A 13,287-nucleotide genomic window follows, 5' to 3' on the forward strand; every position below is an offset into this window, starting at 1 on the left:
GATTGCAATTAAAAAAATCTTCTAAATATGTAAGGTAGTACATATAAATTTATTATGTAAGGTAGTACATATAAATTTATAGGGGAGGCGATAATAATGATGAGGGAGTTTGAAATTGAAAGGCAATTTGATATTAGAATCGAAAGTATAAAGCCTAATAAAGGTGTGTATTTTTTGAAAACCAACAAAGGTATGAGATGTCTTAAGAGAATAAGTTATGGCGTCCAAAAGCTTTGTTTTGTATATGGAGCTAAGGAACACTTGATTAACAATGGATTTAGTCATGTGGATAAATATAGTTTAAATATTGAAGGTGAACCATATGCACTTGTAAATGAAGATATCTATACATTATCAGAATGGATTGAAGGGAGAGAATGTGATTTTCATGATGATAATGACATAGTAAAAGCGTCTAAAGCTTTAGCTTATATGCATCTGTCTTCAAAAGGATATGATCCTCCGGAAAATAGCAAGTTAAAGACTGATTTAGGCAGGTGGCCTCATCTTATGGAGAAGAGAGTTAAAGCTTTAGATAAGATGAGAGATATGGCAAGAAAGAAAAGCAGAAAAGGAGATTTTGATTTAAATTACGTAAAAAATCTTGAATTTTACAAAGAGTTAGGGAAAAGAGCCATAAAGGTATTAAACAGCTCTAATTATTTTGAAATATGCAGGGTTACTGAAGAAGATAAGAGCTTTTGTCATCATGATTATACTTATCACAACATAATCATTGACAATAATGATTATGTGAACATAATTGATTTTGATTATTGTAAACGAGAAGTAAGAGTTTATGATATATCTAATTTTATAACAAAGGTTCTTAAAAGACGTGAATGGAATTTGGATTGTGCTAAATTAATTATTGACTCTTATAATGAAGTTAGTCCACTGTCAGAGGATGAATACAGAGTATTATTTGCTTTTCTATTATTCCCACAACGTTTTTGGAGGTTAGGAAATAGGTATTATTATAATGAAGTAAATTGGGGTACAAATACTTTTAATAAGAAAATACAAGGATTAATCTCTGAGCAAGAGCAATACAGTAAATTCATCGAGGAGTTTAAGAAAGTCTATAATCAACAGGAAAATTTATGAAACAAATAAACTTCTTTTCTTATAGAGTCATGTAAGAAGGCTCCAGTCTTATATGACTCTATTGTAATATACACTTGATGACGACTGAAAACTATATTAGTATATAGTTATGTTATTATTTTTGTTTATAATTTAAAGAAGAGGAGGAAGTTCATTAAGACGAATTTAATTTTCTATTATGATGAACTGAATTGTTATGGAGGAAAGTATTAAAATTAAAAGTATAGTGGAACTGAAAAAAGAAGCAAGAAAAAAGCTTAAAGGAAGATGGGGAATAGCGATACTTGTATCTTTTCTTGCAGTTTTAATCACTAGTATGTTTTCTATTAGTGGAAAAATTACTGGAGTTTCAAATGCATTATCAAATGGAGTAAGTTTACTAGATCCTAATTTTAAACAAATAGCTGAAGAAACAGTAACATCTACCATATTGGTAAGGATAGGCTTTCTTATAAATCTTTTAATTGGAGGAAGCGTATCTTTTGGTCTTTGTAATTTTTTTATGAATATTATTAGAGAGGGAAATCCACAAGTAGAAAATCTCTTTGCAGGCTTTAAATATTTTGGGAAAAACTTTTTAATCCAATTAATTGTAGGTATATTCTCATTTTTATGGTGCATTCTAATATGGCTACCGGCTATGCTTTTACTAATCATAATAACAGTAGCTAGTTTATCGGTTCCTGAAATTCCTGGTGCAGGACCATATTATAATGGCAATATAAGTAATGCAAATATAGTAGTTATGATAATTTTAATTATAATATGTTTAGTAATAACATATATAATAATTTCACGTTATGCACTAGCTTTTTATATTTATAATGATAATGAAGAACTTTCAGTTATGGAATGTATTAATGGAAGCAAGGAAATGATGAAAGGAAACAAGGTAAAATTATTTCTTTTACAACTGAGTTTTATAGGATGGCATATATTATCTATAATAACGTTATTTATAGGATACCTTTGGCTAAAACCTTATATAGAGACTTCAACTGCAAGTTTTTATAATAATTTAAAGGAAGTATATTATCCTTCACCAAAACAAGAGCCAACAATTTCATTGGAAAAAGATAACATATAATAAAATAAAAGCAGCACTTATTCTTTTAGTATGCTTTATTATTATCAATAAGCATTATAGAGGAAACTAGTGCTTTTTATTTTAAATTTAGATTTTTGCTAGATACACAGTAAAAGCTAATTGTAAACATTAATAGGTTCATAACATATTATAAAATTAGAACTTATTAAATTGGAGTTGGTAGCTTGGAAATAGGTGATCTAGTTGTAAGAAAGTCTTATGGTAAGGATATTACTTTTAAAATAATGGATATAAAAGATATAGAAGGGAAAAGGCTTTATATGCTTAAAGGTATCAATTTAAGAATAATTGCTGATTCTCCAGAAGAAGACCTGGAACATGCATCTAGTGACGTTATGAGTAAAAAAGAAGCCACATTTAATAAAAAGGTTAATACATCAATAAAGAAGATATTGATGAGTAGAGCTGATGAAAAAAAGTATAGATTCGAGGATGAAAGAGGGAAAAGCAAAAGCATAAAGCAAAATAAGGATAATACACCAGCAACTATGCTGTTTGGAAGACCTGGGAGAGTACTTCATATAGATGGAGATGCTGAATATTTAGATGTATGCTTGAAAACATATAAACAGTTATCTGTTGATGCTGTAGGGAAGGTAATATTAGAATCAGAGCAGCCCAATCAGATTCTTGGATTAGTAAAACAATTAAAACCTGATATAGTGGTTTTAACTGGCCATGATGCAATTATAAAAGGTGCTAAAGATTATATGGATATTAATAACTACAAAAATTCTAAATATTTTGTACGTTCAGTAACAGAACTTAGAAATTATGAACCGAATTATGATGATCTAGTTATATTTGCAGGGGCATGCCAGTCATGTTATGAGGCAATATTAGATGCAGGTGCAAATTTTGCAAGTTCACCTAATAGAGTTTTAATACACTGCCTTGATCCTGTTTTCATTTCTGAAAAAGTAGCCTATACAAATGTAGAAAAAATAGTATCAATTCAAGACATAATACAAAGTACTATAACAGGAGTAGAAGGTATAGGAGGACTTCAAACCAGAGGAAAATATAGGGAGGGATTCCCGAAATCAAAGTATTCCTAATCTAATTAAGATTTAATCTGTATATTCATAGTTTTTTAACAATTATTTTATTAAATAACTAAAAATCGTGTATATTAATGGCAAAACTGCAGATAATATTAATATAATTACCTAAAATGAAGTTAGGCGGCTTCAAGCCAAGGATGTTGCTTGAAGCTTGATTTGTTTACACAAAATTCACATTGACAAATATAATAACTTAGTGATAAAATTATTAGTTATTTGACAATGAGATATAAAGATAGTATAATATCTATTGTAGAAAGAGGGTGCTAGTTATGGAAAGAATAAATGTATTAGCGTCCATAAAAAGTGAAATTGATGACCATATAGGAGAGAAAGTGACGCTAAGAGCTAACAACGGAAGAAGAAAAATTATAGTAAGTAATGGAATCCTCGAAAAAACATATCCAAGTATATTCGTTGTTAGATTAGAAGACGACACCCAAAGGACAGTCACATATAGTTACTCAGATGTTTTGACAAAAACAGTTCAAATAGACTTCGCTGGTTAAAAGTGATACTGAATTTTCAGTGTCATTTTTTTATTTTCAAAATTATTTATGAAAAATATCATATTTTTAAAGGCCCATATATATACATTAGTTAGTAGGTATTTTATGGGAGGTAGGATGGATGGCTATGAAATTGATTAAAGAAAATATAGAATATGAGCAGCTTTTAGGAGAACAAAGATTAGAAAATGTAATAAAAGAAGAATATGTTATACCAGACGTGCAACCAGATGTTAAAAAGATTGTTATGCTAGATGCTAAACCTAAAATAACAGGAAAAGATGTAATGCAAAATAAGGTTTATTTAGAAGGACAAATAAATTATAACGTTCTTTACTTAGCAAATGGAGATGAGGGTAGTGAGGTGCATAGCGTAGTTTACGCAAAAGATTTCTCAAATTATATTGAGATAAATGGAGCAAGAGCCGACATGGATTGTGAAGCAGAGTGTAGTATTGAACATATTGAATGTAAAATAATTAATGAGAGAAAGATAGCTATAGAAGGCATAGTTCAATTAGAGGCAGAAGTATATAAAAATAATGAGCTTGATATAATTAAAGATGTGGATGCATTAGAGGATATTCAACTTCTTAGAAATCCTTCTTCTATTGATAAAGTAATTGGCAAAGTAAATGGTGAATTAATAAGCAAAGCACATCTTCAAGTTCCTATGGATAAGCCAGAAGTAGGCAAAATATTAAAATGTGATGTTCTAGTTCATAAAGGAGATGTTAAGCTTTTAGATGGAAAAGTTCAAATTGAGGCATTTACGAAATTTCAAGTTTTGTATAAGGCAGCTGGAAGCAGAGAACTTTATAGTATAGAAGATGATGTATTTATAAACAATGAAATAGAGTATAGTGATGTAGATCATTATATGGATAGTAACACAGAATTCAGGGTTGATGACATTGAAATTGATGTAAAAGAGGATGATTTAGGAGAAAGACGTATTGTTGATATTGAAGCTTTGGTAAGAAGTGAAACTAAGGTTATGCATAAAGAAGAATTTGATATGATAGAGGATGCATATTCACCTTCTAAGATGCTAAAGATGGACAAAAAGAATTATGAGCTTGATATAATTTTAGGACAAAATACTGGTGAGACAATAATAAAAGAAAATATAGAAGTGCCTAGCGATATGGAGAAGCCTGTTGAAGTTATAAATTCATCAGGAAAATTATTAGTAACAGATAAGAAGATAGTAGAAGATAAAGTAGTTGTTGAAGGATTACTTGATATAAATGTTATATATAAGACATTAGATGAAGATAAATATATCGCAATGCTTAATGAAGAAATACCGTTCAGCTGCACTGTTGAAGTTCCTGGAGCTAAAATTGATATGGAATGTATGGTTAGAGCATATTTGGAAAGCCTAGATATTTGTGTAGAAGCAAGTACTATAGCGGTAAAATGCGTTGCAAAAGTTTATTCGAAAGTTACTTATAAAGCACATAAGGAATTTTTAGTAGATATTATTCCTTTAGAAGATGAAGTAATAAAGAAAAAAGCTAGTATTACTATTTATATAGTTCAAGATGGGGATACATTGTGGAAAATCGCTAAAAGATATTGTGCAACTGTGGAAGATTTAGTTAATATTAATGAACTAGAAAGTGAAAATATCATAGTAGGACAAAAATTAATAATTCCTGGAAGAGCTATTATATAAAAGTAATGTCTCAAATTTAATTAGTAATATGAGTATAGTACGACAAAATGGCGGCATGTAAGATTACTAGGCTAACGCATATATGTATCATTGAGAAACCTTCAGTTCATAAAGTAGTACTAAAGGCTGCTTTATTTAAAAATCCTGCCCCTCTCCATCCCACGTCCTGTGGGGGATCGGGCTGTGCTCGTCCTTGAGCACAATTACGGATTTTTAAAACAGCAGCCTTAAGTACTACTAGTTATTTCTTCAAAGTTTCTTCAATTGATACATATATGCTAGCCAGTAATCTTACATGCCTTAATTAGTTGCAACTAATAATTACTACAGTAAATACTATAGGACTTTAAAAAGCAAAATAATAATTTTGCATAGCGATAGCCACACTATAAAGTTACTTAGGTAAGTATTATTGAGTACAACTTAAAGAATTGCTATAAATAAATGCGATAGCATGTTGATATTTTTCGAAACAATTTATAAACAAAGCACCCTATAAAATAACCTACATTTTATTCAATGACTAGCAAGTTCTTTTAACTTACTATCTTTAAACTAATATCTTGATTAATACTAACTGTTTACTTAATAGTTATACATACTAGCTAATAATTTTATATACCTTAATTAATTGTAATCAGAAGGTACTAGTATAACTTTAACAGGCTACGCCTAAAACCCCGACACCCTATCGGGTTAAGCGCTTTGCGCTTTTTTAGTAAGCCAATTGGTATGATTCGTACACTGATCATTAAATTAACTATAGTATAAATGGTTATTACTATTAAAGTTGTTAATATATGTTTTGTATAAGCAATAGCGGCCTTGATTTACCAATTTTAAGGTACTAAAAGTAAGAAGGTGTATAATTCATTAATAGAATTTTTAGCAAGTTCTAGAAGTTATTATAAAGTGAATAGTGAATAGATAACAGTGGAAAGTTGTATAGTAAAAGTACACACCTAAAACAGTTAAAAATATAGTATAATTTTAACAAATGGAGGTTGTGTACTTATGGCAAGAAAATATACAAGTGATTTTAAAATTCAAGCATGCGAATTAGTGGTAAACGAAGGTTTAAAACCGAAGGTTGTCGCTGAAAAATTTGGCATTAGCCATATAATGCTATATAGATGGATTGATGAGTTTAAAACTTACGGACATCAAGCTTTTGTAGGTAGTGGAAAGCTTCGTCCAGAGGACGCTAAATTAAAGAAACTTGAGAAGGAAAATGAAATTCTCAGGCAAGAGGTTGAAATACTAAAAAAAGCAGCGGCATACTTTGCGAAACAACAAAAGCACGATTAGAGTTTGCCAAAAAAGAACTCAATCAATATGACACAAGCTTAGTATGCCGTATCTTAAAAGTGTCAAGAAGTGGCTTGTATAAACACAAATTCAAATGTAAGACAGTTAAAGAAATAGAGGTTGAGCAGGAAGTAATTAATTGTTTTAAAAGACATCATGGAAACTATGGTAGAATTCGTATTAGAAAAGAACTTTTAAATAGGGATATCCATGTCTCGGAACCCAAAATTACTTCAATATTAAAGCATAATGGACTACAACCTAAATGTGGTAAAAAACGTAAAAGCTACGCTAAAAAGACATCTGCAGAATATCTTAGTGAGAATTTGGTTGTAGATAAATTTTCTATCACTAATCCAAATGCTCTTTGGTGTGCTGATATTACTGAAATAAAAATCTATAAATCTAAGCTTTATCTAAGTGCAATAATTGATGTAGCTTCGCGTAGAATAGTAGGTTGGAATATAAACACTCACATGAGACAAGAAATAGTACATGAAGCTATAAACATGGCGTATCATAGATTTAAGCCTACAGAGGGTGTTATATTTCATTCAGATCGTGGTTGTCAGTATACCTCAAACGCTACAAAGGATATTCTTATAGGTTACAAAATGCGTTCAAGCATGTCTAGACCTGGAAATCCAAGTGACAATCAACCTATAGAAACATTTTGGAAAACCCTTAAGCAAGAAATTGAGGATATTTCAAAATTAAAGTTCAAGGAAGCGAAGCGTGCAATTATCAAATATATTGAGTTGTACTACAATAGTGATAGAATGCACTCATCGCTTGATTATAAAACACCAAATCAATTTTGGAAAGAAAAATGTTCTTAAAAATTAACTGTTTTATTTGTGTAATATTCTTGACAGTTTTCGTGAATAGTTAAGGATAACTTTTCTCAATTAGTATTAAGAAAAGTTTTTAATTATAGAAAAACAAATGTTTAGCTTTGTTAAAGGAATTATCGATAAGGCAACTAAATTTAACAAATTAAATAAAATTAAAATTTTTCGTAGCAAGGCGGAGAAAAATATCCATCACTATTCACCTTTAACTATTAGTTATTCACTAAAAAGTTGCGACGCAACTTACTTATTTCCTGTAGTAACTTTTTTTTTATTGTATAAAAGTAATTATTTATTTAAAATATAAGCTTGTGATATAATAAATTAGTTAAAATAAAGCGAAACTATTTATTATGGGGGAAAAACCATGTTGATTAAAGCACATGCTAAAATAAACATATCTTTAGATGTAGTAGGGAAACGAGAGGATGAATATCATTTACTAAAAATGATAATGCAAAATATAGAACTGTATGATCTTTTAGAAATAGAAGTGACTGATAATGGGATTAATATAGAATGCAATAAACCTTATATACCTAATGATGAGAGAAACTTAGCTTATAAAGCGGCAAAACTTTTTATGGATACCTATGGTATTAAAGATGGAATTAACATAAAAATAAATAAGAATATACCAGTAGCAGCAGGATTAGCAGGGGGAAGTGCAGATGCTGCAGCTGTACTAATAGCTATGAAAAAAATATACGATATGAATATAAGTTACGAAGAGCTGAGCAATCTAGGACTAAAAATAGGAGCTGATGTACCATATTGTATTAAAGGTGGTACAGTATTATGTGAAGGTATTGGTGAAATATTAACACCGCTTAAACCATTTGCTGGTCATAGTTTAGTTTTAGTTAAACCTAATTTTGGAGTATCCACTAAGGAAGTTTATAGGAATTTGGATATTAGTAGAATATACAAACATCCTAATACTGAGGAATTAATTAAGGCTATGGAAAGAAATGATCTCAAATATGTAAGTGAAAATATGAAGAATGTTTTAGAGAATGTTACAATGAAAAAGCATACAGTTTTAAAAGATATAAAAGAGAGAATGTGTAGGTGCGGAGCTTTGGGCTCTATGATGAGCGGAAGTGGACCTTCCATTTTTGGACTTTTTGATGATATGTTGAAAGCTCAGAGATGTTATGATCATTTTAAGGAAAAGTATAACGAAGTGTATATTACAAGAACAATTTAGAACTTAAATCAATTATGTTGTTAAGCGCTATGTCTTTATGAGACATAGCGCTATTTGCTTTTTAAATTGAGTTTAAATGTATATTTTAAGGACTTAATACAGAAAATAAAAAGCAAAGTAGGGGTGATATATATGAGAGTTATAAATCTTTTTACTGGCTATTTTCTAGGACTTATGGTTTTGGAAGGTATAGTAGTTGGAACATTTGATAGTAAAGAATTTAAAGATGCAGGTAAAAAGAAATTAGAGAAGAAGGCAAAGATAGTGGGAAGAGCGGTAATTTTAATTGGAATTCTATTATATATAGTAAGATGGATGATGAAGTAAAGATTATTGCTTATTTAGGAAGCTTTTTTATATTCTATTAGTTAGTCTGGAAAGGAAGTGAAAAGATTGGATGAAAGAGTTAAAGAGAAAATTTCAAGTGATATTAAAGAAGATGTTAAATATATAAAAGAGATTTTTAAAGATGCATCAGATATAGTTATTAGAGAGTTCCACTTTCAAAAATTAAATGCAGCATTAATTTATGTAGACGGCATGGCTGATAAAATTTTATTGGATGATTATGTTCTTGAAAGTTTAATGCAAGAAGGAGACCCGATTAAAAGTGTTTATGATGTAAAGGATAAAATATTAACAGTTTCAGATATAAAAGAAGTAGAAAAATTATCTGAAGGCATAAAAGCAATGCTCTCAGGAGATACCTTAATGCTGATTGATAGTCTAGAAGCTGCATATGTTATAGGAACGCGTTTATGGCCTGCAAGAGGGGTAGGTGAGCCTTCTAGTGAAACCGTAGTAAGGGGAGCAAGGGAAGGGTTCACTGAAACTGTAAGGTTTAATACTGCGTTAATAAGAAGAAGAATAAGAGATTCTAGATTAAAGATGGCGGGAAAATCTATAGGAGTACGTTCTAAAACTGATGTTATCGTAACTTATATAGAAGATATTGTAAATACAGATGTACTTGATGAATTATACGATAGGTTAGACAAAATTGATATAGACGCTATATTAGATAGTGGATATATAGAACAAATGATAGAAGATAATAAATTATCACCATTTCCTCAGGTACAGAGTACAGAAAGACCAGATGTGGTTGCAGCTGCTCTTTATGAAGGGAGAATTGCCATACTAGTTGATAACTCTCCATTTGCTATTATAGTTCCAGCAACATTGCCTAATCTGTTTCAATCTCCAGATGATTATTATCAGAGGTGGCTAAATGCATCTATAACAAGAGTTATCAGAACTTTTGCGTTAATACTTTCTGTCATGTTACCAGCTCTTTATGTGGCTATAACTTCATTTCACACGGCTATTATACCTACAAGACTTGCTTATTCTATAGCAGCATCAAGAGAAGGAGTTCCTTTTCCGGCATTTATTGAAGCACTAATTATGGAAATAAGCTTAGCACTTTTACTTGAAGCTATAGTAAGACTTCCTAGGCCAATAGGAGCAACAATAGGCATTGTAGGAGGTCTAATTATAGGTCAATCAGCAGTTAGTGCGGGAATTGTAAGTCCTATAATGATAATAATAATTGGAGCAACTGCTATTACTGAATTTATCTCACCTAATTATGGTGTTACTGTTGGATTGCGACTAATAAGATTTTTACTTTTAATAGCATCAGCTATTGCTGGACTTTATGGAATAATGTTAGGTCTGCTTGTGGTGTTAACTCATTTAATAAGGCTTAAGAGTTTTGGTATACCTTATTTAGCCCCAGCAGTTAATCCTAACGTAAATGACTTTAAAGATCTATTTATAAGATTACCTTTTAAATATTTTAAGAAAAGACCTAGTTATATGAATACTAAAGACAAAGTGAGACAGAAATAGTTTGAAAGAGTGGTGAGATAAATATATGAGCAAAAAAAATGTTATGAGTAGATATGATTTATTTGTAACTATTGTTGTGACTGTAGTAGGAACTTCTCTATTCTCATACCCTAGAGTACTTACTGAAAAAATTGGAACTGATGGATGGTTTGTAATAATATTAAGTGGGATTATTTTACTTCCTTTTTTATATATTTTATGTAAAGCTGCAAAAGCAAATAAATTTAAGAGACTGACTGAAATGCTGGAAGATAGTTTAGGAAGTATTATAGGCAGGATAGTGGCTATATACATAGCTTTAGCAGGGGTGTTTATTATTTCTATAGAGATGAGAACTTTTGTTGAGGTAATAAAAATGTATCTTTTAGATAGAACGCCAACAGAATTTATATTATTTCTTATGATAATAGTTGGCAGTTTCCTTGTGAGAGGGGAAATAGAAAGTGTAATAAAATTTAATGAGATAGCATTTTGGCTAATGTTTGTTCCTGTTATATTATCTATACTATTTTTGCTGCACAAGGCTGATTTTACAAATATATTTCCTGTATTTACTCATTCTCCTATAGAATATATAAAGGCTTCACAATCTAGTTTATACAGCTTAATAGGATTTGGAATAATATATATGATACTTCCTCTAGTTAATGAAAAGGATGACATATTTAAAGTTGCTTTTAAAAGTGTAGCTTTTATCGTAGTATTCTATTTAGTAATTTTTTTATCCACATTATTTGTATTTCCTAGCAACTATAATTCAAAACTACTATGGCCAACCATAACAGCTTTATCGACTGTAGATATACCAGGAACTTTCATTGAAAGATGGGAAGGTTTGGTTATGGTGTTTTGGATAGTATTTTATTTTACAACTTATGTAAATATACTTTATTTTGTCTCAGAAATAGTGAAAGATGTGTTTCAATTAGAAGATGTAAAGATTTCAGTAGTATTAATATTGCCTTTTATCTATTTATTATCTTTATATCCACAAAATATAGCTGAAGTATATGATATGAGAAAAAGATTTGTTCCTTTTATTGATACTGTGGTTGTAGGGATTCTGCCCATAGTGCTCCTAGCCACTGGCCTTACTAGAGGTAATAATTCAAGGAGAAAAAGAAATGAAGTGTAAGAAGATAATACCACTAATTTTAAGTTGCTGTATTTTAACTGGATGTTGGGATAAAATTGAAATAGATAGAAGGGCATTTGTTTCAACTATTGCTGTAGATATTGGTGAAAATATTAGAGATGAAGAAAAATTTAAAGAAGTAAAGCCTAATGAGCCAATTAAATCAGAAGAATTTAAGAAATTAAATATAAGTTTTGGATTTCCTGATATAAGTGAATTAGGGCCTCAAAAATCAGGAACTGCTAAAGAGCAGTTTATAAAAGTTAAAGCTTTTTCTATGCAGGATGCATTGACTGAATTAGCAGCCAAAACAAGTAGAAGTGTTCATACAGGACATGTACAATTGCTTATGCTAAGTGATGAAGTTTTAGAGTATCCTGAAACTGTAAAAGAATTTCTTGATTATTTTGATAGACAACCTAAAGTTAATAGAACTATGGATGTAGTTGTAGCTAAAGGTAAGGCTGAAAACTATACTAAAGGGAAACCTGTACTAGAAAAGAATATAGAAGCATATATAACTGGTGTTATGAATGATAGTTCTAAAAATTCTAGTATCTTACCAATTAAATTAAATGAAGTTTTAATGAAACTGTATGGAGGAGGAACTTGTACAATTCCTACCATTGAATTTAGCAAAGAAAAACCTGATGAAATAGTATTTTCAGGATTAAGCATAATAAAAGATTACAAAATGGTAAGACCATTAAGTCCTTCGGAAATGGGATCCTTATATATACTAAAAGGGACAATCAAAGGTGGAAAAGAAACTATATTTAGGGACGGTCATCCTTTAGAATTTGAGATAAGAGAATTAAAAAGAAAATTAAAATTAACTGATGATAAAAATTTAAACAAATTGAAATTTAAAATAGATATCGATATAGAAGGGCAAATAAATAGTTATTATATGGAAAAAGATATTTTTACAGAAAAAGAATTAAAAGAGATCCAAGATAATCTTAATGATGTAATAGAAAAAAAATGTGAAAAACTTGCTAGAATGTCACAAAAAGAGTATTCTACTGATATCATAGGTTTAAAGGATTACCTTGAAAAGTTTAAGCCTGATATATATAAGAAAGTAAAAGATAATTGGAATCAGGTATATAAAAATGCAGAAGTAGATGTAAATGTAAATACTAAAGCAAGAAGAATAGGAGTAACTAAGTAGATACTAATTGAATTTATGTCTCTAAGGCTGTGCTTAATAATAATAGAAGAGGTTATTATCAGCACAGCTTTAATTTTTGGTTATCTGCCTAGTTGTGATTACAGTTATTATATTAAATCTAGAATTATTTTTCATATTGTAAGTCATCAGAAATTTCTAAAACATAGTTCTAAAACATAGCTTCATTTAAAAAAAGTTTATAAAATAAATAGTTATATAGGTATAAATGGTAAAAAAATGGAGATAATTTCAATATAAACTACTAAACAAGGTTGGGGGACAAGTA

At 29.8% G+C, this 13,287-nt stretch carries 12 protein-coding genes; all 12 read left to right on the plus strand.

The genetic code is table 11. From position 1 onward, the window contains the following. Positions 1 to 96 precede the first annotated feature (96 nt). A complete protein-coding gene (locus tag ACWW38_RS12335; RefSeq protein ID WP_456257853.1) occupies positions 97 to 1,107 on the plus strand; it encodes a CotS family spore coat protein in 1,011 nt (336 codons plus the stop codon). Positions 1,108 to 1,303: 196 nt separating this feature from the next. After that, positions 1,304 to 2,194 carry a DUF975 family protein gene (locus ACWW38_RS12340; RefSeq protein ID WP_456257854.1) on the plus strand — a complete coding sequence of 297 codons (891 nt, stop codon included), beginning with the start codon at positions 1,304 to 1,306 and terminating at the stop codon, positions 2,192 to 2,194. Between the two features lie 185 nt (positions 2,195 to 2,379). Then, positions 2,380 to 3,273: a sporulation peptidase YabG gene (gene yabG, locus ACWW38_RS12345; RefSeq protein ID WP_456257855.1), complete on the plus strand. Its 894-nt coding sequence runs from the start codon at positions 2,380 to 2,382 to the stop codon at positions 3,271 to 3,273. A 278-nt stretch (positions 3,274 to 3,551) separates the two neighbouring features. Further along, positions 3,552 to 3,788, plus strand: a complete 237-nt coding sequence (locus ACWW38_RS12350; RefSeq protein WP_456260461.1) for a Veg family protein — start codon at positions 3,552 to 3,554, stop codon at positions 3,786 to 3,788. A gap of 121 nt (positions 3,789 to 3,909) precedes the next feature. After that, positions 3,910 to 5,469 carry a DUF3794 and LysM peptidoglycan-binding domain-containing protein gene (locus ACWW38_RS12355; RefSeq protein ID WP_456257856.1) on the plus strand — a complete coding sequence of 520 codons (1,560 nt, stop codon included), beginning with the start codon at positions 3,910 to 3,912 and terminating at the stop codon, positions 5,467 to 5,469. Positions 5,470 to 6,483: 1,014 nt separating this feature from the next. After that, positions 6,484 to 6,777 (plus strand): transposase, encoded by a 294-nt coding sequence (locus ACWW38_RS12360; protein WP_055668282.1) that lies wholly within the window; start codon positions 6,484 to 6,486, stop codon positions 6,775 to 6,777. Further along, the gene (locus ACWW38_RS12365; RefSeq protein WP_154674973.1) at positions 6,747 to 7,616 is read left to right on the plus strand and encodes an IS3 family transposase; all 870 of its coding nucleotides are present in this window, start codon (positions 6,747 to 6,749) and stop codon (positions 7,614 to 7,616) included. The genes ACWW38_RS12360 and ACWW38_RS12365 overlap by 31 nt, the downstream gene beginning before the upstream one ends. Before the next feature lie 379 nt (positions 7,617 to 7,995). Continuing rightward, complete coding sequence (gene ispE / locus ACWW38_RS12370; RefSeq protein ID WP_456257857.1) at positions 7,996 to 8,838, plus strand: 4-(cytidine 5'-diphospho)-2-C-methyl-D-erythritol kinase; 843 nt, start codon at positions 7,996 to 7,998, stop codon at positions 8,836 to 8,838. 132 nt (positions 8,839 to 8,970) lie between these two features. Continuing rightward, entirely contained in the window at positions 8,971 to 9,165 is a 195-nt protein-coding gene (locus tag ACWW38_RS12375; RefSeq protein WP_456257858.1) for a CLC_0170 family protein, read from the plus strand. Positions 9,166 to 9,231: 66 nt separating this feature from the next. Beyond that, positions 9,232 to 10,692: a spore germination protein gene (locus ACWW38_RS12380; RefSeq protein WP_456257859.1), complete on the plus strand. Its 1,461-nt coding sequence runs from the start codon at positions 9,232 to 9,234 to the stop codon at positions 10,690 to 10,692. 25 nt (positions 10,693 to 10,717) lie between these two features. Continuing rightward, entirely contained in the window at positions 10,718 to 11,827 is a 1,110-nt protein-coding gene (locus ACWW38_RS12385; RefSeq protein ID WP_456257860.1) for a GerAB/ArcD/ProY family transporter, read from the plus strand. Next, positions 11,817 to 13,001 (plus strand): Ger(x)C family spore germination protein, encoded by a 1,185-nt coding sequence (locus tag ACWW38_RS12390; RefSeq protein ID WP_456257861.1) that lies wholly within the window; start codon positions 11,817 to 11,819, stop codon positions 12,999 to 13,001. Before ACWW38_RS12385 ends, ACWW38_RS12390 begins: the two co-directional genes overlap by 11 nt. Positions 13,002 to 13,287 lie beyond the last annotated feature (286 nt).

This window comes from Clostridium sp. JNZ J1-5, from assembly GCF_053901425.1.

Excerpts from the sequence above, each read along its gene's own strand:
- ACWW38_RS12355 (WP_456257856.1), top strand. The coding sequence starts at position 3,910 with ATGGCTATGAAATTGATTAAAGAAAATATAGAATATGAGCAGCTTTTA.
- ACWW38_RS12385 (WP_456257860.1), top strand. The coding sequence starts at position 10,718 with ATGAGCAAAAAAAATGTTATGAGTAGATATGATTTATTTGTAACTATT.
- ACWW38_RS12360 (WP_055668282.1), top strand. The coding sequence starts at position 6,484 with ATGGCAAGAAAATATACAAGTGATTTTAAAATTCAAGCATGCGAATTA.
- ACWW38_RS12335 (WP_456257853.1), top strand. The coding sequence starts at position 97 with ATGATGAGGGAGTTTGAAATTGAAAGGCAATTTGATATTAGAATCGAA.
- ispE (WP_456257857.1), top strand. The coding sequence starts at position 7,996 with ATGTTGATTAAAGCACATGCTAAAATAAACATATCTTTAGATGTAGTA.
- ACWW38_RS12340 (WP_456257854.1), top strand. The coding sequence starts at position 1,304 with ATGGAGGAAAGTATTAAAATTAAAAGTATAGTGGAACTGAAAAAAGAA.
- ACWW38_RS12350 (WP_456260461.1), top strand. The coding sequence starts at position 3,552 with ATGGAAAGAATAAATGTATTAGCGTCCATAAAAAGTGAAATTGATGAC.
- ACWW38_RS12375 (WP_456257858.1), top strand. The coding sequence starts at position 8,971 with ATGAGAGTTATAAATCTTTTTACTGGCTATTTTCTAGGACTTATGGTT.
- ACWW38_RS12390 (WP_456257861.1), top strand. The coding sequence starts at position 11,817 with ATGAAGTGTAAGAAGATAATACCACTAATTTTAAGTTGCTGTATTTTA.